This window comes from Nitrospira lenta (genome assembly GCF_900403705.1).
GTDB classification, from domain to species: domain Bacteria; phylum Nitrospirota; class Nitrospiria; order Nitrospirales; family Nitrospiraceae; genus Nitrospira_D; species Nitrospira_D lenta.
Genome location: NZ_OUNR01000017.1, coordinates 235682 through 256178, shown reverse-complemented (window position 1 = coordinate 256178; position 20497 = coordinate 235682). Strand labels below are relative to the sequence as shown.

The window sequence follows — 20497 nt, the reverse complement described above, 5'->3', positions numbered from 1 at the left end:
TTCACCGAAAGACCACAGCCGGCTCGAGCCGGGCGAGCTTGATGATGCTGATCAAGGCCGAGAAGGCGCAGATCGCCAAGAGCGCTACCAGCACCAGGAGCAGCAGTTGCCAGGTTTCGATGAAAGGCAATCCGCCGCTTCGTGCCGTCAAGAATCCGAAGCCCGTGGCGAGGCCGATACCGACTCCATAGCCGGTGAGCCCTACGGTGAACGCTTGCAGCAGAATCATTCGTGCCAGGGTAAAGGTTGAGGCGCCCATGGCTTTGAGCGCGCCGAATTGCCGGAGGTTTTCTACGGTGAACAGGTAGAACGTTTGCCCTGCGATCGCCATGCCGACGATGAATCCCAGCAGAATCGTTGTGCCGAAGTTGATGCCGATCCCGGTATTTTTGAGGACCCAACCGATGGTCTTCCAGCCGAAGTCTTCGGCGGTGAATGCGCCCAGCCCGGTCTGCTCACGGATGCGTGTGGTGACTTCTTCGACGGGAACGCCGTCTTTTGCCTTGGCCAGTACGTACGACAGGGTCCGGCGCTCGCGGGGCACATAGCGGATAGCACGTTCGTAGGTGGTGTAGACGACCGGGATATTGGTGAAGCTCTTTTGAGTTTTGGCGATCGCGACCACACGGGCCAGTTTGTCGTTCAGTTCGAAAATGGTGCCGATCTTGATGACGGAAGGGCCGCCCATGCGTTCGACCGCCCATTGATCCAGCACCACGGCATCGGGTTGCAACACATCTTCGAACCGGCCTTCCAGGACTTCGGACGGACGTCCGATCAGCGTCGAAGACTCCAGCCCGGTGAGGGTGATCTGATGATAGTCCCCGTTGGAGAGTCGCGCGCGTAACAATCCTTTGTAAAGCGGGACGGCCCATTCCACGCCGGGGACGCTGCGCACGCGGTCGACGGCGGTGTCGGCGATCGGTTTCACTTCGTCGACCTGTGCAATGCCGGGATCCGTGACCCAGATCGGCACGTTGAGATTGCTGACGCTGGATTGAGACCAGATCATGAGACCCCAGAAGATCGAACCCTGCTGGACGATCAGCATCACGGCGAAGGTCAATCCGCAGAGCAGCATGAGGTATTTGGCGCGATCGCCGAACAGCATTTTGAGCGCCACGTAATTCACGCCGGTTTCTCCATATCGGGTTCCGGATGATCGGGGGGATAGGCGATCACTTGGGGTGGTTGTGGCAACGTCACGTTGTCGTGGCGATGAAAGAACTTGGTGCAGAGACGCGCGATGGGACAGCCATGGTCGAGCGCCGTCGTCCAGAATCGGCGCACATGCCGGCCGTCGTTCAGTTGATCTTCGTCCATCAACCGGAACGGGCCTGGAAAGGTCTTGCTGAAGGTGATGCCGCGCGCGGCCAGCCGTTCAGCCAGGCCTTCCGTGAGATATTCCAATACTTCGCCGCACCAGGAGAGCTGCTTCCCGTCTGTCGTTTGTTCGCCGGAGGGAAGGATCTCGGCCTGCCGCTCTGCCATGTAGGCTTCGATGGTTCGGCTGAGATGCTCGGGAGTCATGGGGTGGGGTTGCTGCATGCAGACGGAAGAGAGCAGGGATAGTGCCAGGCCGCTGGCGCTGTGAGTGATGGCCGCGCAAGTCCTTGCAAGTCTTTGATGGAATAGGAAGAGGCATGAGAAAGAGAGAGTCGAGCGAATACTGACGAGCTCTGAACGGTGCCGATAGATTGGCAGGGCTGGGTGAGACTGCCGATATGTAGGCAGATTATTTGTGATGGCGTGGGGGACGAATAATCCCGAGTTTCTTTATCCGATGTTGGAGGGTTGAGCGTTTCATCCCCAGGCGCACCGCTGCGCCTTGCTTTCCGGCCAGCACCCAGTTGGTTTGGCCGAGCGTCTGAATGATATGTGTGCGCTCGGCGTCCGCTAGTGTGCGCGGAGAATCTTTTCCGTCGGCGTTCTTCATCGGTGGATCCAGCTCATCGATGACCAGGATGGGTCCGGGGTTGACGATCACGGCCCGTTCGACCATGTGCTCGAGTTCGCGCACGTTCCCGGGCCACTCGTACGATCCGAGGGCTTTCAGCGTATTGCTGCCGATGCGGGTGATGGTCTTCCGGTGCCGCTCGCAATATTTTTTCACGAAGTGCCGTGCGAGCATCGGGATATCTTCGCGGCGGTTCCGAAGCGGGGGGATGCAAATCGGAAATACATTGAGCCGATAGAAGAGGTCGGAGCGAAACCCCCCCTTCTTTACCGCCTGTCCCATGTCTACGTTGGTGGCGGCGAGCACGCGGACATTCAGCTTGATGGGGTGTGTGCCGCCGACTCGTTCCAATTCCTGGGCTTCGAGCACCCGCAGGAATTTTGCCTGGAGATCGATCGGGAGCTCGCCGATTTCGTCTAGGAAGATCGTGCCTCCATTCGCGAGTTCGAATCGGCCGATCTTGCGGGCCGTCGCATTCGTAAACGCGCCCTTTTCATGGCCGAAGAGTTCCGACTCGATCAAGGTCGGCGGCAGCGCGGCGCAGTTCACCGTGATCAACGGCTTGTCTTTTCGTGGCGAGAGGCGATGGATGGCCTGAGCGACCAGTTCCTTGCCTGTTCCGGTTTCCCCTGTGATAAGAACGGTGGAATCGGTCGGCGCGACTTGCTCGATGGCCTTCAGCGTTTTTTGCAGTGCCGGACTTTCTCCGACCAGCTGATTGAAATCGACCGACGCGGTCATCTCATCGCGCAGGTAGACGTTTTCCTGCTCGAGTTGCTCCTTCAGCGTGCGAATCTCTTCATAGGCGGTGAGGTTGGCGATGGCTTGCGACAGGTGGTAACCGAATTGCTCCGCGACGGCGAGATTTTCCTCGGAAAAGGCGTTGGTTCGTTTGCTGCCGATGGCCAGGAAGCCGTATGGAGTCCCGCGGACAATCAGCGGGCAGAGCATGCAGGACATGATGCCGACCGATTCGATATAGGACCGCTCGGGAAATCGCTCGCGGTTCTGGCCGGTCAGGAGCAACGGTTTTCCGGTCGCCAACATTTCGGCGGGTGCCATGCGGTTGAATGGAAATTGTTTGAGCTGAGCAAGATCGATGGCTACGCCGTCGATGCAGACGATGTCGAACCAGGGACCTTCAGACGAATGGACGAATCGGACCAGTCCGCGCATGTCGTGTGAAATAGACCGTTGCAACAGGTCGAGTGTGGCGGGCAGCAAGGTCTCGATGGTGAAGCTCCCGACGACGAGGCGGTTGTTGATCGCGCGCAACGCGTCGCGTTCCTCGACCGCCAGTACATTTTTCAGCACTGGGGCGATGGTAGTGCTCAAGTCGTCGAGCAATGCCCGGTCTTCTTCGGTAAAGGCGGCGTTCGAGAGGGCTCCGATGAACATGACGGCAATCGGACGAGGCGGGGCTTCCGGGGTGGTCAGCATCAGCGGCGCGACGATGCCGGAAATGGTGCTCGATATTTGTCGCAACACAGATCCTTCAGTCCATCCCGCGGCCAGGAGATCGTCGCAGCGCAAGGCGTGTCCCGCGAGAAGTGCCGCTTCTTTTGCGGTGCCGGTGGCGGGGAGATGTGAAACCTCGCAGGTGTCGTTTGGGGATGGAATCGTGTGAAGGAGCGTGAATGTATGGACGGACTGGTTGTAGAGGTAGAGGCCGGCCGCGTCGAGTGGGATCTGTTGCTTGAGGAGCGTGACCAGCCGGATGCCGAAGTCCTGCGATCCGTTCGATCGCAAGAGCTCGGTGACGGCATGGAGGAGAAATGCAGTGTGGATCGTAGTGCCCATATGTGGGCACTGTAGCATGGCGCGAGAAAATTAGGAAAGCCGCTGATGATTTGGTTGCTTATTCCTGGGCTGAGCGGGCCTTGAGGGCATCCAGTCGTTTCTTATCGAGACTGACGTGAAGAGACTTATCTTGGGTCACCGTCACGGCGCCGGGCGCCTGCCCCTTCGCTTTCTTGACCCACTTGCGCCGCGCATAGATCACCTCGCCTTTGCCGCTTTTCTTGAGGTCGCTATAGAGCAACGCCAGTGTAGCGGCGTCTCGGATGGTTTCCGGTGGCGGGTCGCTGCCTTTTTCCAGGCGGACCACGACGTGTGAGCCGGGTGTGCCGCGGGCATGAAGCCAGAGGTCGTCGCTCTTGGCGAGCCCAAAGGTCAGTTCGTCATTCTCCCGCGCATTCCGTCCCACAAAGATCGGAAGTCCGTCCGAGGATGTGAAGCGGCGGAACGGGCCACGCCGTTCGTCAGGCCGCTCCTTTGATGATGGCGATCGATCCCGTCGCCTGGTGGGCGCGTTGACTGACGCCTGGGGCGGTGCCGGTTGCCAGGTTCCTTGTTCGATGGATTGCAGTTCCCGGCGAAGCCCATCGATCTCGGCTTCTCCCTGCGCGATTCGAGGGAGCAGTTCTCGCTCAGCCGTCGCGTGTTTCCGTTGTTTGCGAAAGTAGTCGTCCATATTCCCCTGAGCAGACTTTGTGGGATCGAGCGGGATTGTGATTTCAGGCAAGAGCTCGTCAAAATAGTCGACGACCACGATCGACTCCAGCCCTTTCTTGATCGTGCCCAGGTTGGACTTCAATAACTCTCCATAGCGGGCATAGTTGCGATACTTTTCTGCTTTAGCGAGATCGCTCCGCCAGGCCTCCACGCGCCGCCCCTGTTTTTTAATCGTTTTCCTGATCTGGCTTGCACGGGCGTCCCGGACAGCGGCCGTGTTGTCCGTCGATTCTTTCTCGTCATAGTAGGACTCAATTGCGGCGGACAAGCCGAACCGCCCGCGTGCATCGGCTGCGAAGCGGGCGTCCCGTTCCCGTGGTCCGGCGCCGGCTGAAAGAACCGGCGGTTGGTATGGTTTGCCATACATGTCAGCCGAACGATTCAGATCCCTCAATAGCCGTTGTTCCGCATCAAGCACGAGAAAGTTGGCGTTGTGGCCGGTCAGCTCTGCAATGAGGCGTTGGGAGCCGGTTTTGGTCGTGAGCGACAGGGCCACGACACGGTCTCGACCTTCTTGGCGAAGGTCGTCAACCCGTGCGCCGTGGAGATGCGCCCGGAGGTATTGGCAAAAAGCCGGCGGAGCCGGCGGATTCTGTAGTGCGTGAGTGACAAGATGAAGACGCGTCGATGCGGGATGGGCTGAGAGCAACAGTCGATGCGTGTGTCCGGGCGTTCGGATTTCCAGCACGACCGTTCGAGCTGTCGGTTGATAGGCTTTTTGGATCCATCCCCCGATCAGCGCCGGAGCCACTTCTGCCACTACCTGGGAAATTTCTGTCGCCGTCAGTGCCATTGTTTGTCTGGGTCACTCCGCCGTCGAGTTGAGGGCCGGCATCGGTCTTTCTCCATTTATGTCGCATGGGGCCAATTCGGTCACATTCTCTCTACCGCAGCCGTTTTTCGGCTGCACACACTCTACGATTCGACGCAAAAACCCGCAAGGGGAGGGAGCTGTACCAGCTGGCATCTTGCTTGCTTTATTCGCTGGCAAGCAGAGTTTCAGCGAGCTGCTAGGCTCTGTATAGCGGCTGCGCGGGAACTGCGAAACCGCAGGCGTCATCTGTGATGAGGAGGTGCTATGAAGTGCACAAGATGCGAAGGTCTCATGGTCGTCGACAATCTGGTCGATTTAGAGGAAAGCTGCGTGCCCATGTGGATGCGCGGCATGCGCTGTGTGTCGTGCGGCAATATTGTGGACCCCGTGATTCTGCGTCATCGCATGATTCAGAAATCCGGAGCGATGAAGCTCCTGAAGCCGGGCGTCCTGCTGCCGGAGTTTGCAGGACAACTGAAAGCCACGGCCTGATCGGGTGGCGTAGGGTTTTCACTGCAGTCTGGTTGTATTAATCGCTGTCCGAACGCGCTCGTGGAATTTTCTCCCTGCCGTTCCTGACGTGTCTTGCCTCGGTTCCTCCTTGCAGGCCTGTCCTTCCTACGTTACAGTCTCTCTCATTTTACAATAGCTGGTAAGGGAGGCGCAGGTGCTTCTATTCGATTCTCCATCGTTGATCGCACTGAATCTTGAGCTTCGATTGTCCATGCGAAAGCTGCTCCAGGAGCTTTGCCGGGAGTTGCAGAATGAGTACGCTGAGCTGACCTCACAGCTCGCGTTTCCGACCGACTTTGTGCAGTTCCTCAGTCGCAGCGTGAAAGCTGAGGATCTATCCAATTGGAAAGTCGTCGGATGGATCGAGTCGTTGAACGACTTCGTGTACTTTCTCGACATTTGGCAGCAGTGGCGGACGGAGTCTGATCGTCGGGAGTTTGCCGAGCAATTGTTTGCCGAGTGTCAGGAAAAGTTTTTTGAGAACAGTTATCTCGACGAGCTGTTCCCCAAAGGTAAGCCGCAAGTCACTGGCTTGGATGGTCGGCTCGCGCGTCTTTGTAAGCGTGTGGCTCAGGACATTGCGCAAGAGGCCCTGTGGCTCGATCCTGCCGCTGCGGCGGCCTGGTGTCGTACCCGCAAGATGGCGCCGTGGAACGTGCCGGGTAGTCTGGCACAGAATTTTGAAAAAGCGGAAGAGGCCGGTGCTGTGCCGCTCGGAGTCGCGGGGGATCAATGCGAAGCGCCGCTTGCTTTGAAGCGTGTACTGACACGCGCAAAGGGCCGTACGGCCTTTCGTGTCGATGAGGCAGGGATTGCGTTGAAAACCGGACGAACGCTCGCGCCGATTTGGACGGTTGTCAACGGGCAGGCTCAATGGCATTGGGCGGTGCGTCCGACCGCCGACGTCTGGTGTACTTCGTATGGCGCCGTGACCGTTGGATCCACTCTCGCGTATGGCAAAGACCGTCAGCCGAAGAAGGTGGTTCCGACAGATCCGAAGCAGGCAGCCCGTATCCGGCGGGCCTGGGAAACGATTCATGCGGCATGGCCCGAAGGGCATGAGGTCTTGGCCCTACTGACCTCTCGACTTATTCCGCTTAACGCCAAGGGCGTCGTCAGTTTCAGTTACCGCCATCGTCCTGGCCTCTCCTTCATCAATTGTTTCGACCGGGACAATCTCGATCTTATCGACGATCTGATTCACGAGAACAGTCACCATCATTTGAATTTGTTGCTGCGCAAGCATGTCATGTATCACGGCGATCACAATCAGCAGATCTTTTACTCGCCCTGGCGTCGGAGCCTGCGTCCATTGCGCGGGATTCTGCATGCGACCTTTACCTTCACGATGGGAGCGCTGCTGTTCGAGCGGCTCTCGTCATGGGCCGAGACGAAGCGGGGAATGAAGCAGTGGAAAGCAGCTGGATTAACGCAACGTGATCTCATGCGGGCGCGTTTTCGTTGTCTTGAAGAGATTGAATCCGTCCGCTACTCGATTCAAGATTTGGAATATGCCGGCGGTCATCTGAAGTGGTTGACCGGCTCCGGTGCACGTTTAGTGAGGCAGCTGGAAGAACAGATCGGGAGCGCCGAAGCGCGTATCGTCCGCCACCGCGAAGCCGTCCTCCGCTCCACCTTCGGCCCCGCCCTCCGGCGCCATCTCAAGGAGCTTCAGCAGGCCCGCCAAGCCTTCGGACCGGTGCGGCTGAGCGAGGCGTGATGAGTAGTCGCGCTATTGCCTGATGGGGGTGGCGTGCTTCAATACCCAGTCTGAGAAAATGTCACGTGAGAGCTGTCCTGCTGCGAGGTCGAGGATGAGACATTCTTGTTCGTCAACTGACGCATGGAGTTCGTATTCATTCAGCGACAGGAAGACTTCCATGGCCGCATGCCCTACTCGTTTATTTCCATCGATAAAAGGGTGATTGAGGACGAGCGAGAAGCAGAGGGCTGCGGCTTTGGATGGGAGGTCAGGATAGAGGTCATTCCCTCCGAAACTTTGGCGTGGCTGAGCCAGGGCAGACTCAAGGACGTTGAGGTCTCGAATCCCCCCAGAGCCACCCCACCGTTCTATGACAGATTGGTGAAGCTCAAGCACTTCAGCAACAGTAAGATAGCGAGTCACGCGAGTCGACGATAGAGCTCGGAGTTCTTCTCCATCACCCGCTTGGCAGCGGCACGGAATGCGTCGTCAGGCTGGCCGATGAAGTCGTTGATGCCCAGGCGCACCATCTGCTCGACCGTTAGGCCTTCCCGCTTGCCCAAAGCTTCGAGTCGCTTCATTTCTTCATCTGAGAGAGAGATTGTCAGCGTTGCCATGGTGGCTCCTTCGCTTAGGATGCTGCATTTCGTAATGTAGTCAGTATAGGAGAAAGGATTCCTGAGGGCAAACTCTTGAGGCGAACCTGCCATCATGCGAAGGAACTCCACCAAGTTCCCCGAACGTACGGGTTGGTCTGGTGGTTAAGAGAGGATGGCTCAAAGCACCATTCTCGTTCCCGCTGAGAAACCATTCTGTGCTCAATTTTAGGCCCCGTCCTTCGCTGCCTATCAAGGAGCTTTATCAGGCCGCCAAGTCTTTGGACCGTTGCGGATGATATTGCTAACTCAGCGTTATAGCTCTTGGTAAGTTGCGAGTATTTCGGGAAGTTGGTTGTAGGATGTGGCTTTAGCAAAGAAGCCCACAGCCTTGTGAATATAGGGATCGCGTCGAGCTGCCTGTGTTAGAAACTCGTGAGTACGTTTGTCTACGATGATTGCATCTACATAGGGGGCGAGACAAGCGAGATAATCATCCCCGAGGTCGCTTCCGCTAGCTCGAGGAGCCGACCTTCGGGCATCTCGAATTGCCCTTTGAAGTATTTCTGAAGGTATTTTTGCATCTCGAATATTTGCCCAAACTAGTTCGAGATCTATCTCCATTTGATTAGTAGCAACTCTTGCTAGTTTTCGAAGTCGTGCTAACCGCTTAAACTCACCTAAGGTTGTACTATCGGTAATATCGCTCTTAGGGACATCATGCTGCTCCACGAAAGCATCAAAAGCATTGCTGCTTCGTTGTATTGCTTCGGCCAAGTTTTTAGCCACCATGCTGACAAAGTCTTCAGCTGTTCTGTGAGCATCAATGAGCCTAGCGTCTCCGCGCTGAGATAAGTCCTCTGTGGTCTTGGCGATTTCGTCAATCAGTGGCTGCTTAAAGGCCTCGGGATCGTTGATTTGGATGTTCCGAAGCTTCCCGATCTCAGTGGCATCGTTTACTCTACCCTCAGAATGTAGAATTGAAGAAACTTCCTGCTCACGAGTCGCCATTGCTTCGAGTGTTGAGTGCATGAACTCCCAATCATCAAACATGGCGATATCTGTGGGTGGCCCGTATTGAATGAGTCGTGCCCTAACTGCTTCTCTCATTTTTTGAAAGTCTATGGTCGGGAACGCGGCTATGGCAGCAACCTCTGCCTCAAAAACATCGACGACTGCTCCTAGCATTTTCGGATTGTAGGATCTGCCGATCCAGGCTATTTGAGAGAATGATCTGAGGAAATCTATTCGTCTCCGACCTATTTCTATATCAGCATGGCGTGCAAGTTCTACGAAGTGGTGTAAGCATATGATCGGTGTCCAGGTAGCATCGAACAGGCGCTTTTGAACTTCGCGTGCTGAGTTGCAAAGTTTGGGATTTTCGGACAAAGCGTCTTTGGCCCAAGCGGCGAGTATTGAGGAGTCAATTGCAACGAATCGCGGGAGTATTAATTTCACAATCGTTATTCGTGAAGGTGGAAATCTTCTTCAGGGTGTTCGAAAATGTCGTTCGGTAAAGGTGAAGCGAGGCAGAATCGAAATAGTACTCACTCCCTGGTATTCATTACAATCCTCATGGCTCCACCGTCACATCCACAAACACCGGCGGTGAGTCCGCCCCCTTCTTATCTGTCACGCGTAGCTTGAATCGATAGGTTCGCGGCTCGGAGACATGTGGGGCCTGGAAGGAGGCTTCGGGGCCGTTCACATCGAGGAGAGGCACTTTACTGCCGCGGACTTGGCTCCATGAGTAGTAGAGCGCTTCGCCTTCCGCATCGCGGCTGTTCAACCCACTCAGCTTCACCTTCGTGCCAGCCTTCACCGTTTTATTCTTGCCTGCATCGGCGACCGGGGGTTGGTTGGGCTCATCGTTGACGGTTACATTCACATCGAGCGACGCCTGCTTGCCGCGATTGGATACGGTCAGGATGGTCTTGCCGTTGCCGACGATTTGCAGCATCCCACCGCTTAGGACTTTGATGACGGCGGGGTTGGAGCTTTGGTAGCTCGTACCGCTGGCGGGCGAAGCGAGGGGCCGTACGGCTCCGTCGGCGAACTCACCGACGACGGGGAGTTCGAACACTTTGCCCATCGAATCGACATGGCCGAACGCCGATGACTGACCCGTGCGGCCCAGTTGCAGCGGCTTGTCGGTCTCGAAGTCGATTGTCTGCAGGGCCGTGTCCGGCTCGATCTTCACAATGACTTCGTCGAACACGGTGCGAGTGCCTAGGCGTCCGCGTGAAATTTCGGCCACGGCTAAGAGGCGCATCGGTCCGATCGCTTCTTTCGGGATCTTCAGGGTGCCGCCGAACGGCGGTGTTTGGTCCGAACCGGAGGAGAGGGCGGCGACTGCGACCACCGGGGCGCCGGAGATACTGTCTTTTTGGGAAAAGCGATCGTCGCTGAGTGTGTCCTGTTGCGGCATGATCGACGCGTCAGAGTCGTCTTGTTGCACAAGTGTCTCGGCCAGTTCTCCGTACCAATAGTAGCGCACCTTCACGATGCCGCTATCCGCGCCAAGATCGACGGCGACGGTGACGGCTTGGCCGGATTTCAGCGTGGCACCGTCGGACGGTGACTGGAGCTTGAAGGCAAACGCCTGAGGCGTCGAGAGCGCGATGGAAGAGACGACCGCCACGAGAAGCAAGCCCGGTCGCCACATGGGATGGTTCACGGCTACCTCGTCAGGTGGTAAGGCACATCGGTCAACACGACGCGATCTTTGAAGAGCAGTGCGCCTTTCAAGAGGAGCGCCCGTTGATTGTGGAGAATATTCTGCCACCAGCGAGCCGGCAAAATCTCCGGGATCACGACGGTGATCCAGCAGTCGGGATCTTTCTGCTGGAGGTCCTCAATGTAGTCAAGGATCGACCCGAGAATGGAACGGTAGGGGGACGGCAGAACGACGAGCGGCACGCCGCAGCCCCACTGGGCCCACTTAATTTCAACGAGCGCGGTTTCTTCTTTGTCGACATCGACCAGGATAGCGCGAATCTCGCCGCCCCGGCTGCGCGCGTAGTCCACGGCGCGGACCACCGAGCGATTGACTCCTCCGATCGGCATAATCACGAGATTGCGGCGGGGTCGCGGCGGGCGTGTGTCTCGGGTGAGCGACACTTGTTCGGCGACGGCTTTGTAGTGCGATCGAATCCCCCGGAACATCATGATGAGGATCGCGACGAGCAAGAACACGATCCATGCGCCTTGCATAAACTTCGTGGTGGCAATGATGACGGTTGCCACGCCGGTCGTGATCGCGCCGATCCCGTTGACCACGAGCTTTTTGCGCCAATGCAGGCCCCGCTTGACCAGCCAGCGTTTGACCATGCCGGCTTGCGACAGGGTGAATGAGACAAAGACGCCGATGGCATAGAGCGGGATCAGCGCATGGGTATCGCCATGGAAGATGACCAACAGCAGGCAGGCGAAAAACCCGAGGATGAAAATGCCGTTGGAAAACACGAGTCGATCGCCGAAGCTGGCCATCTGGTGCGGCATATACCCATCCCTGGCGAGAATCGACGACAGGTGTGGAAACCCCGCAAAAGCGCTGTTGGCCGCCAGGACGAGGAGCAGCATGGTGCTGATCTGGACTGCATAGTAGATGGCGCCGGAGCCAAATGTGAGACGGGCCAATTGTGAGACGACCGTTTCATCTGCCTTGGCGAGAATGCCGTAGTGGTAGGCCATCCAGCTGATACCCATGAAGAGTGCGGCGAGGATGGTGGACATCCAGATCATCGTCGTCGCGGCGTTCTTGGATTCCGGCTCGCGGAACGCTTGCACGCCGTTTGAGATCACTTCCATTCCAGTCACCGCCGAACAGCCTGCGGCAAAGGCGCGCAGGACCAGAAACAGCGTCACCCCATCCAGGCCGTCTTGGCCGGCCGTGATTGGAGGCGCCACGGGCACGGCGCCTGGTCCGATCAGAGATTGGATTGTCCCAAGGATGACCATCAGTCCGAGGGCGCCGATGGCAAAATAGGTTGGAACCGCGAAGAACTTTCCGGACTCGCGTACGCCGCGGAGATTCATAACGATGATGAAGAGGATCGCGGTCAATCCCAGCGCTTCCCGGTGGGGGAAGAGTACGGGGACAGCGGAGGTCAGGGCCGCGATTCCCGCAGCTACGCTGACCGCCACCGTCAAAATGTAGTCGATCATGAGCGCGCCGGCCGCGATCAGAGCCGGGAGTTCGCCGAGATTCGACCGGGCCACGATATAGGCGCCGCCCCCCGCAGGGTATTCGTAGATGATCTGGCGATAGGAAATCGTCAGAATCAGGGTCAAAATCAAAATGGCGATGCTCACGGGAATCGACCAGGAGACGGCGGCGGAGCCGGCCAGAATCAGGACGAGGAGAATTTCCTCCGTGGCGTAGGCCACCGAGGAGATCGCATTTGAAGAGAAGATGGCCAGAGCCAGCGTTTTCGAGAGCCGTTCGTGCGCTGCTTGCGCAGTTTTCAGGGGGTCACCGACGAGCCAACGTTTCAAAAGCATCGCGCATTATCGCACAACCGGGCGGAGGAAGGAAAAGATGGGCCTGTAGAGGTACTGTCAGCCGCGCCGACGAGAGCTAGTGTTGGCCGTAGGTGGCCGCGAGGGTGTAGCCGTTTTTGCAGTCGATGCAATAGGACGGAGAAAACGCAACCTGTTTGGCGTGGAGGCGGTGGCGAGTCACGTAGGCCTGGAGATGGGTCCAGACGCTGGTGTGGCCGGAGTCTGTCCCGTGGTCATACACTCGCCGGCAGAGCTCACACATCGGGATAATTCGAGGGGTGCTATCAGGCATGATGGGTTTGTGTGCTCTCGTCGTGCTCGCGGCCACTACCGGCGCGATAGGGGGAGTGTCGCGGGGTGTTGTATGCGTTCGCCGCGCAAAATTCGCGTCAGCAGGTTGGGCAGGTCACTGGTTCGTTGTTTGACCAGAAAGCCGGAGGCCCCCGCTTCGAATGCCGCCGTTGCATAGGCGGCGTCGTCATGGGTTGAAAAGAAGACGATCTTGGTTGCCGGGAGTTCCTGGGAGAGCTGCCGGCTGGCGGCTAAGGCGTCTCCGAATGAGGGGGTGAAGTCGAGGAGGGCCAGAGCCGGCTGGTAATGTTGTGCCGCCAGCACGAGCGATTCGCTGTCCATCACGCTGGCCATGACGTCAAACGTGCTATCCACCATGGCTTCGGTGAGGGCCAGCATGGCGCGTGATGAATCGCCGATAATCAGAGCAGGGCGAGTGGTTGGTGTCATGATCTCGGCTCCCTCAGTTTCAGCCTGACGCAGAGGCCGCACTATAGAGGGGACGCAGAGGGAATGCACTCGTAAGACTACCAGGAGGCCGGGGAAAAGTTACCGGGAAGGCTGGTCTAGCGATTGGGCTATGTCAGGCGAACCAACCCGTTCGTCAGGGCAAATTTAATCAGCTCAACGGTGCTATGGAGATTCAGCTGTTGCATCAGCTGGGCCTTGTGGAACTCGACGGTCCGATGCGAAATGCTTAGTTTCACGGCGATATCTTTCGCTGAAAGCCCATCCACAATGAGCTGCAAGACTTCCTGCTGTCGGGCGGTGAGTTCAACGAGCGGCTGCGTATCGCTGTGCAGCAGCCCATCGACCACATCTTTGGCGATCAGCGGGGTGATGTAGATCTGCCCTTGCAGGACGGTGTGAAGGGCCTGGGGTAACTCGTCGCCCAGTGATTGCTTGAGGATATAGCCGGAGGCCCCGGCCTGAAACGCCGCGCGAATGTACGCGGGATCCGCGTGCATCGTCACAAACACCAGTTTCAACGCGGGATACTTGGTTCTCAGCGCACGGGCTGCTTCCATGCCGTTCATCACTGGCATGGAAATGTCCAGGATGACGATATCGGGGCGGTGTTGCGCCACCGCTTGCAAGAGGGCCTGTCCGTCTCCGGCGGTCGCTAGGAGTTCGCAGTGGGCTTCGAGCAGGCGGCGAAAGCCTTCGAGTACCAAGGTGTGGTCGTCGGCGAGAATGACGGTCGGTTTTTTCATGCAGGTGGAGGCTCAGACAACGGGAGATGCACGTGAATCTCCGTGCCGTGCCCAGGTTGAGACTGTACGCGAGATGTTCCGCACAATGCCAGCGCCCGTTCGCGTAGGTTGAAGAGGCCAAGGCCTTGCCGTTCGTGTTGGGCGGCATCGACCTCGAAGCCGACGCCGTTGTCGCGCACGGTGAGGTCGAGCTCTCGCTCGCTAATGAATAGTTCCACTTCCACGCGTGTCGCCTTGGCGTGGCGGGTGATGTTCGAGAGACATTCCTGAACGATCCGGTAGATGGTCGTGGCGATCGCTTTGGGCGGCACAGTGTCGGATGGAGGATTGACGAGCAATGTTTTGGTCCTTGTTCGATGGGTGAAATCATCGAGCAAGCGCTTGAGCGCGGCGCCGAGGCCCAGATCATCCAGGATCGAGGGATGAAAGCGATAGGCCATGCGGCGGACCTCTTCCGAAAGCAGGAGGATATCCTCCTGGCTTTGAGCCAGGGTCGCGCGCGCTGATTCAGGCTGCGCCAGTTCGGGCTGTTCCAGCGCGCGAAGCCCGAGGGCCAGCATCGCGAGCCGCTGATTGATGTCGTCGTGCAGATCGTGTGCGATACGCCGCCGTTCTTCATCCTGCACGGTCAGCAGGCGGCTGGTCAGGGCGCGCAGTTCTTCCTGTGTCTGGCGCAGCGCCAGTTCTTTCGCCGCAATTTCAGCCGTGCGGGCTTGGACGCGCGTTTCCAGCGATTCGTTCAGGCGGCGCAAGAGAACTTCCGTTTGCCGGCGTTGCAGGAGAAACAGGATCGGCGCCCAGATCGTCATCAGGCTGAGCGTCCGGTTCGACAGGGCGACCCAGAGAGGAACGCCGGGAATCGATGGGCCGAACCAGGCGCCGACGATGGTGAGGATCGAGCATCCTGCGGCGGTGAACAGGGGAACGCGAAGTGAGGGGCTGAGGGCGGCAAGGAATACCACGCCTGCATAGAGCACGGCGTTGGCGATGCCCAACGGCAGTAAGAGATCGAGGCCAAAGAGCGCAAGACCGGCCCCAATGAGAAGGATGAGCAGCAGCGTCGGTTGAGGTGTCATGACATCCTGCCGGTTCTGTCAGGGTTAGGACGCGCAGAGGTCCGCGAGTCCGGCGCATTATGTGAGGGGGACGAGTGGAACGGCAAGTGGGGGCGCGAGCGGGGTGGAGATGGATTGGCTTCGGAGGCGGGTGGGAGTGGCAAAAAATAGGGCGGATTGTGACCGGTGGAGGAGAGTGAAGATGATAGTTGGCTGACGACTGAGGCAATCAGCCCCACTGTGCTTGCCGAACTGTCCAAGGGGGTTGACAGAGAATCGTGAGTTCAGTATCGTTCGGTTTCTTTGAAAAGGCTCCAGGACCCTCGTGTCGTTCCAGGTCACGAAGGGCTTATATACACAGCGTCATTTGCATTTCGTTTCCTGTGTTTGGGTTTGTGTCGTTCATCATACCAAGGAGGCCGGTCCATGTTCTTTCACACATCACGGGTTTGCGTGCCTACCCGCATGCTCGGCGCGATGGCGGCAGTTGCCCTGTTATGGGCACCGCTCGCATCCGCTGAGAGCGCATCGTCCCATGTGGCGATGAATCACCAGCTCCCCGCCTGGGCGGAGCAACTCAAGGGTCAGACGATCGTCGAAGATGCGATGTCCGGAAAGGGCGAGCGGTCGGCGATGGTCGAGCAGCAGCATCAGCGCATCATGGAGCACATGACCCATGATCCGCAGGTTCAGGGCGTCAACACCGGGATGTACAACACCCAGTCCATGATGCACCAATACGGTGCGGGTGGGCAGGACATGTTGTTGGTGTCCGATCCCCGCATTGAGCCGGTGGCGATGGTGGGCGGCGGCAAGTGCCCCGCAACCGCCCCGGTGAAGCAGTACAACGTGTCCGCGATCAACGTCGAGATCACGCTGAATCAGTGGCTCGACTTTTATCCCGGCTACATGTACGTGCTGGATGAGAATCTCGACAAGGTCCGCGCGGAAGAAGCGACGAATAAGGCCGCGCGCGACAAGGAAGGATTCGATCCCGGAGCGATCATCCCCGGCGTGCAAGCCCAGTGGATTCAACCGCTGACCATCCGCGCCAACCAGGGCGATTGCGTCAAGATTAAGTTGAGCAATAAGCTGGAAGGCGGCGAGGAAGTCAGCCTTCATATCCATGGGTCTTCCATGGTGGTGAGCGCCACGGGCGCCGCGGCCACCACGACCAACTCGGATACGATTGTTGCCAAGGACAAGAGCGGTGACTACGAGTGGTATATCCACCCGAACACCCAGGAAGGCGTCCGGCAGTTCCATACGTTCAGCAACGACCGTGAGCTGACCGTGATGGGCATGTTCGGTTCCTTCGTCGTGGAACCCCGCGGATCTTCCTATTGGGAAGCGCTCGGCAGCGGTGACGCGACTCCGGCCAGCAGCGGCTGGCAGGTCATGATCAAGAATGGTACGGGCCCGGACTTCCGTGAGTTCGTGCTGTACTACCACGAAGTCGGCGATGAAGCGTTCCGTCCCTTGAATAAGAAGGGCGACTTCCTCCCGCAGCGCGATCCGTTGACGGACGCGTATCGCCCGGGTGGCCGCGCGATCAACTATCGCAGCGAGCCGTTCGGCATCAATAACATGCATGTGCAGCATGAGTACTTCGGCTTTGAAGACGAGTCGATGGGCTACAGCTCCTATACCTTCGGCGATCCGTCGCCGACGATTCCCCGCTCCTACATCGGAGATCCGGCGAAGTTTCGTTTGGTTCACGGCGGATCGGAAGTGTTCCACAGCCACCATCCGCACGGAGGCACGATTCGGTGGCCGCGCAGCCCGCGGGCGATCGATGACATGAACCTCTGGGCGACCAGCACCAATGGCCCGGTCAAGTATCCGGTCATTCGTGCCAAGACCGACCGTGTCGACGTGGAAGTCATTGGGCCGTCAGAAGCCCTCGACCTGGAAACCGAGTGCGGTTCCGGTCTCTGCCAGCAGCTGGCCGGCGACTTCCTCTTCCATTGTCACGTGGCGCACCACTATGTCGCAGGCATGTGGGGCTACTGGCGCGTGTACAACACGATTCAACAGGGTGATCTGCGAAACGACGTGATGCCGGACCTCCGTGAGTTGCCGGATCGCAAGGGCCGCATCAAGACCCCGATCGCGTCCGACAAGCTGGTCGGTCAGACCGTGGACTGGTTCGGTAAGCAGTTCACGATTACCGATAAGGGCAAGAGCAACTGGAAAGGCAACCCAGCCGTCATCAACATTAAAGATTGGGTGGCCATGCAGATGCCCACGATGGGCAAGCCCGGTCATAAGGATGACGAAAAGGGTCAGACGCAGTCCTACGATGCCACCGTCCTCGATTGGACGTGGAACGGCAACGTGGCGATGAGCGAAAAGGAAAGCGAGATCGACAATCCCAAGTACAAGTCCACGCATCCGGGCAAGCGGCACCCGATCATGTTCGAGCCGATGACCGGGAAGGTGGCCTGGCCGCATCTCACGCCGCACTTCGGTCGGCGCGTGATGTTCTCGCCAAACCACGTCGGAGCGCCCTGGCTGGAAATGATCCGCCGGGATGCCAACGGTGAAGAGAGCGTCGATCAGGCGCTTCCCGGTGAGAACGGCGTGTGGAGTCTCTGTCCGGAGAATGCCGGACGGAAGAGCTACAACGTGCACTTTGTGAAGATGCCGATCAAGATTGCGAAGGCGCAGGGAAAAGAGCCGGCGGTCATCGATCCGAACGGCTTGATCTATGTGCTCCATGAAGAAGAAGCAGCGATCCGCGCCAACGACGATCTGAAGTATCCGTTGGTGGTCCGCGGCAACATCTATGATTGCCTGGATTGGACGCTGACCAGTGAGTGGGACGACGACGACTACACGAACTTCCAGGCGTCGAAGATCAACACGCACTGGCATTTCTTGCAGTTCGACAACCAGGCTTCGGACGGCGTGATCACCGGCTTCTCTTATGAGCAGTCGGTCCGGCCGTTTACGATGCTGGAAAAGAAGAACAAGAAGGGCCTCCCGGCCCCAATGAACACCGCGTTGACGGCGGCGGCCAAGAAGGGTGCCACCAGCATCGCAGTGAGAAACGCGAAGCAGTATCACGTCGGCACCCTGATTCTCGTTGGTGCCGATAACGTGAAGGGCAACGAAATCTCCCGTATCAAGGCGATCAATGGCAACACGATTGTCTTGGCGAAGGGCTTGAAGAACGACCACCCGGCGAACGACATCATCACGGTCGAGTTCGTTCGGCAGCGGTTCTGGGTCGATGCGGACGTGGGGACCGTGTTCTGGCACGACCATGCGTTCGGTGCGACCACCTGGCCGCACGGCGGGTTCGGCACGTTCATCGCCGAGCCGGTTGGTTCGACCTATCATGATCCGAAGACCGGCAAAGAAGTGCGGAGCGGCCCCATTGCCGACATCCGGACCGTTGAGCCGGTGGGTCATGGCGTGAACAACAGCTTCCGCGAATTGATGGTGCAGGTGCATGACACCGTGCCGCACACCGTCAATATTGTGACCGCAGGCAATCCTCCAGGGCAGCCGATCGAAGTGGCGCTCGAGGCAGGAAAGACCGTGTCGTTCATGATGCCGGAAAAGATCTACATGACGCCGATGCCGTTCTTGAATGGTGGAACGCATACCACCGGGAGCGGTTTGAATTTCCGGGCCGGCCCAATCGCGCAGCGGTTGGCGACCAATCCGGATTCGTCGCAGATCTTCAATAGCAGCATCCACGGCGATCCGTATACGCCGACCCTGCGGGCTTATGTGGGAGACACCATGGTGTTCCGTCTCCTCCATACCCTCATGAACGAGTCGATGGTCTGGACCCTGTCCGGCCACACGTTCTTGACGGAACGTTATGCGGGTGACGCCAATCGGAAAAATTCGATTCATATTGGTATTGCCGAGCGCTACGACCTCGTGGTGCCGCAAGCCGGTGGATCGCGTTTCCAGGCTGGCGACTATATCCACTTCAACGGCCGGTCTTCCAAGTTCTCTGAAGGCGGCTGGGGTATTATTCGTGTCTATGACAAGGAACAGGCCGATTTGAAGAAGCTGACGTCTGGCTTCTCGACCAAGAATGAAATCCCGAAAGCCTTGCCGGTTTGCCCGGCTGATGCTCCGGTGAAGTCATTCAATGTGGTGGCCTTGGATTATCCGTCCATGAAGTTCAACGCGAAGGCCCCTGAGACCATCGAAGTGGACTTCGAGCGGAAGATCCTCATGACCAATCCAGAAGCGAAGATCTATGCCTTGGAGGAAGATACTGCCAAGGTGGCCAGCGGGGCTCAGCCCATGCCGCTGACGCTTCGTGTCAACGTCGGGGATTGTGTCAAGGTCAACCTGAAGAACAAGATGAAGGAGAGCAAGGCGTCCTTCTCGGCCATCGGGTTGGCGTTCGATCCGAAGGAATCGATGGGTGCCAATATCGGCAACAACGCTGGCGATCAGACGATCGCTCCTGGCGCCGAGCGCACCTATACGTACTATGCGGATCCCTTCAATGGTGAAACGACTTCGTTGGTGTGGGATTGGGGGAACGTGATGACCAATCCGCGCAACGGGCTGTTCGGCGCCATTGTGGTGGGCCCGAAGGGTGCGAAGTATCGCGATCCGAAGACCGGTGCCGATCTCACGACCAAGAATGCCTGGGCGGCCGATGTGATTCTGGATCACTCGTTGCCTGGGATGGAGAATCGGCCGAACTATCGTGACGTGGCGTTGTTCTTCCAAGACGAAGACAACATCATCGGCACGAGCTTCATGCCCTATGTGCAGAATGTGGCTGGTTTGACCGGTGTAAATTATCGGTCAGAACCCTACAAGTTCCGGGAAGAGCAGGGGTGTTCGCTGGGCAAGGTGTTCCAGCCTTGCAAAGCCGACAAGCCTGAGGATCCGGCGACGCCTCTGATCGAGGCGCACGCGGGCGATCCTGTCCGGATTCACATCCTGGGTGTGAGCAACGAACAGAACGGGATGTTCAGCGTGGAGAAGCATGAGTGGCCGATCGAGCCGTTCATGCGCGGCGCCGACCTGATCAGCGTCGTTGAGTTCTCCGGTTCAGAGACGATTGATGCCTTTATCCCCTCGGCAGGCGGACCGTATCGTTCGCCCGGTGACTATGTGTACAGCAACCAGCGGTTGCCGTATTCACAGTCCGGCCAGTGGGGGTATGTGCGGGTCTTGCCGGCCGGTGATCAGCGGTTGTTGCCGCTGCACGGGACTGGCGCCGGGATGAAGAGTGCGTCGGCTGGACAGCCGATGCAGGTGATTCCGGTCGCTGCGAAGTAAGCATCTTTTTCCCCTACGTCCAGTAGGGATAAAGGATAAGATGGAAGGGGGAAGCCACGAGGCTTCCCCC

16 protein-coding genes are annotated in these 20497 nt (G+C 58.1%); 3 read left to right on the top strand and 13 right to left on the bottom strand.

What is annotated here, in order from left to right; translation table 11 throughout:
- Position 1: 1 nt before the first annotated feature.
- The 4 genes from NITLEN_RS12905 to NITLEN_RS12890 form a co-directional block, all read right to left on the bottom strand.
- Complete coding sequence (locus NITLEN_RS12905) at positions 2–1132, bottom strand: ABC transporter permease (protein ID WP_121990025.1); 1131 nt, start codon at positions 1130–1132, stop codon at positions 2–4.
- Positions 1129–1530: a DUF6022 family protein gene (locus NITLEN_RS12900; RefSeq protein ID WP_121990024.1), complete on the bottom strand. Its 402-nt coding sequence runs from the start codon at positions 1528–1530 to the stop codon at positions 1129–1131. Before NITLEN_RS12900 ends, NITLEN_RS12905 begins: the two co-directional genes overlap by 4 nt.
- Positions 1531–1735: 205 nt before the next feature.
- Positions 1736–3757: a sigma 54-interacting transcriptional regulator gene (locus tag NITLEN_RS12895; RefSeq protein ID WP_181416851.1), complete on the bottom strand. Its 2022-nt coding sequence runs from the start codon at positions 3755–3757 to the stop codon at positions 1736–1738.
- Positions 3758–3815: 58 nt separating this feature from the next.
- On the bottom strand, positions 3816–5264 hold the full coding sequence (locus NITLEN_RS12890) for an Rqc2 family fibronectin-binding protein (protein ID WP_121990022.1): 1449 nt from the start codon (positions 5262–5264) through the stop codon (positions 3816–3818).
- Positions 5265–5549: 285 nt separating this feature from the next.
- Here NITLEN_RS12890 and NITLEN_RS12885 point away from each other — a divergent pair, with 285 nt between their 5' ends.
- Both NITLEN_RS12885 and NITLEN_RS12880 read left to right on the top strand, forming a co-directional pair.
- Positions 5550–5777, top strand: a complete 228-nt coding sequence (locus tag NITLEN_RS12885) for a hypothetical protein (protein ID WP_146216181.1) — start codon at positions 5550–5552, stop codon at positions 5775–5777.
- Positions 5778–5952: 175 nt separating this feature from the next.
- On the top strand, positions 5953–7518 hold the full coding sequence (locus tag NITLEN_RS12880) for an aKG-HExxH-type peptide beta-hydroxylase (RefSeq protein WP_121990020.1): 1566 nt from the start codon (positions 5953–5955) through the stop codon (positions 7516–7518).
- A gap of 12 nt (positions 7519–7530) precedes the next feature.
- Here the strand turns inward: NITLEN_RS12880 and NITLEN_RS18710 are convergent, their stop codons facing one another.
- The 9 genes from NITLEN_RS18710 to NITLEN_RS12840 form a co-directional block, all read right to left on the bottom strand.
- Positions 7531–7923, bottom strand: a complete 393-nt coding sequence (locus NITLEN_RS18710) for a type II toxin-antitoxin system death-on-curing family toxin (protein WP_121990019.1) — start codon at positions 7921–7923, stop codon at positions 7531–7533.
- Entirely contained in the window at positions 7920–8117 is a 198-nt protein-coding gene (locus tag NITLEN_RS12870; RefSeq protein WP_181416850.1) for a ribbon-helix-helix protein, CopG family, read from the bottom strand. The genes NITLEN_RS18710 and NITLEN_RS12870 overlap by 4 nt, the downstream gene beginning before the upstream one ends.
- Before the next feature lie 294 nt (positions 8118–8411).
- Positions 8412–9554 carry a hypothetical protein gene (locus NITLEN_RS18445; RefSeq protein WP_245924463.1) on the bottom strand — a complete coding sequence of 381 codons (1143 nt, stop codon included), beginning with the start codon at positions 9552–9554 and terminating at the stop codon, positions 8412–8414.
- 115 nt (positions 9555–9669) lie between these two features.
- The gene (locus tag NITLEN_RS12860; protein ID WP_121990017.1) at positions 9670–10773 is read right to left on the bottom strand and encodes a PKD domain-containing protein; all 1104 of its coding nucleotides are present in this window, start codon (positions 10771–10773) and stop codon (positions 9670–9672) included.
- Positions 10774–10775: 2 nt separating this feature from the next.
- Entirely contained in the window at positions 10776–12599 is a 1824-nt protein-coding gene (locus NITLEN_RS12855; RefSeq protein WP_121990016.1) for an APC family permease, read from the bottom strand.
- A gap of 76 nt (positions 12600–12675) precedes the next feature.
- Positions 12676–12891, bottom strand: coding sequence for a hypothetical protein (locus tag NITLEN_RS17900; RefSeq protein ID WP_146216180.1), 216 nt, complete (start codon positions 12889–12891; stop codon positions 12676–12678).
- A 35-nt stretch (positions 12892–12926) separates the two neighbouring features.
- Positions 12927–13340: a response regulator gene (locus NITLEN_RS12850; protein WP_121990015.1), complete on the bottom strand. Its 414-nt coding sequence runs from the start codon at positions 13338–13340 to the stop codon at positions 12927–12929.
- Positions 13341–13468: 128 nt separating this feature from the next.
- A complete protein-coding gene (locus NITLEN_RS12845; RefSeq protein ID WP_121990014.1) occupies positions 13469–14104 on the bottom strand; it encodes a response regulator in 636 nt (211 codons plus the stop codon).
- Complete coding sequence (locus tag NITLEN_RS12840) at positions 14101–15180, bottom strand: sensor histidine kinase (protein ID WP_121990013.1); 1080 nt, start codon at positions 15178–15180, stop codon at positions 14101–14103. Before NITLEN_RS12840 ends, NITLEN_RS12845 begins: the two co-directional genes overlap by 4 nt.
- A 405-nt stretch (positions 15181–15585) precedes the next feature.
- On the opposite strand from NITLEN_RS12840, the gene NITLEN_RS12835 reads away from it, so the two are divergent.
- Entirely contained in the window at positions 15586–20427 is a 4842-nt protein-coding gene (locus NITLEN_RS12835) for a multicopper oxidase domain-containing protein (protein WP_121990012.1), read from the top strand.
- Positions 20428–20497 lie beyond the last annotated feature (70 nt).

Excerpts from the sequence above, each read along its gene's own strand:
- NITLEN_RS12870 (WP_181416850.1), bottom strand. The coding sequence starts at position 8,117 with ATGGCAACGCTGACAATCTCTCTCTCAGATGAAGAAATGAAGCGACTC.
- NITLEN_RS12845 (WP_121990014.1), bottom strand. The coding sequence starts at position 14,104 with ATGAAAAAACCGACCGTCATTCTCGCCGACGACCACACCTTGGTACTC.
- NITLEN_RS17900 (WP_146216180.1), bottom strand. The coding sequence starts at position 12,891 with ATGCCTGATAGCACCCCTCGAATTATCCCGATGTGTGAGCTCTGCCGG.
- NITLEN_RS12855 (WP_121990016.1), bottom strand. The coding sequence starts at position 12,599 with ATGCTTTTGAAACGTTGGCTCGTCGGTGACCCCCTGAAAACTGCGCAA.
- NITLEN_RS12895 (WP_181416851.1), bottom strand. The coding sequence starts at position 3,757 with ATGGGCACTACGATCCACACTGCATTTCTCCTCCATGCCGTCACCGAG.
- NITLEN_RS12835 (WP_121990012.1), top strand. The coding sequence starts at position 15,586 with ATGTTCTTTCACACATCACGGGTTTGCGTGCCTACCCGCATGCTCGGC.
- NITLEN_RS12840 (WP_121990013.1), bottom strand. The coding sequence starts at position 15,180 with ATGACACCTCAACCGACGCTGCTGCTCATCCTTCTCATTGGGGCCGGT.
- NITLEN_RS12885 (WP_146216181.1), top strand. The coding sequence starts at position 5,550 with ATGAAGTGCACAAGATGCGAAGGTCTCATGGTCGTCGACAATCTGGTC.
- NITLEN_RS12890 (WP_121990022.1), bottom strand. The coding sequence starts at position 5,264 with ATGGCACTGACGGCGACAGAAATTTCCCAGGTAGTGGCAGAAGTGGCT.
- NITLEN_RS12850 (WP_121990015.1), bottom strand. The coding sequence starts at position 13,340 with ATGACACCAACCACTCGCCCTGCTCTGATTATCGGCGATTCATCACGC.
- NITLEN_RS12900 (WP_121990024.1), bottom strand. The coding sequence starts at position 1,530 with ATGACTCCCGAGCATCTCAGCCGAACCATCGAAGCCTACATGGCAGAG.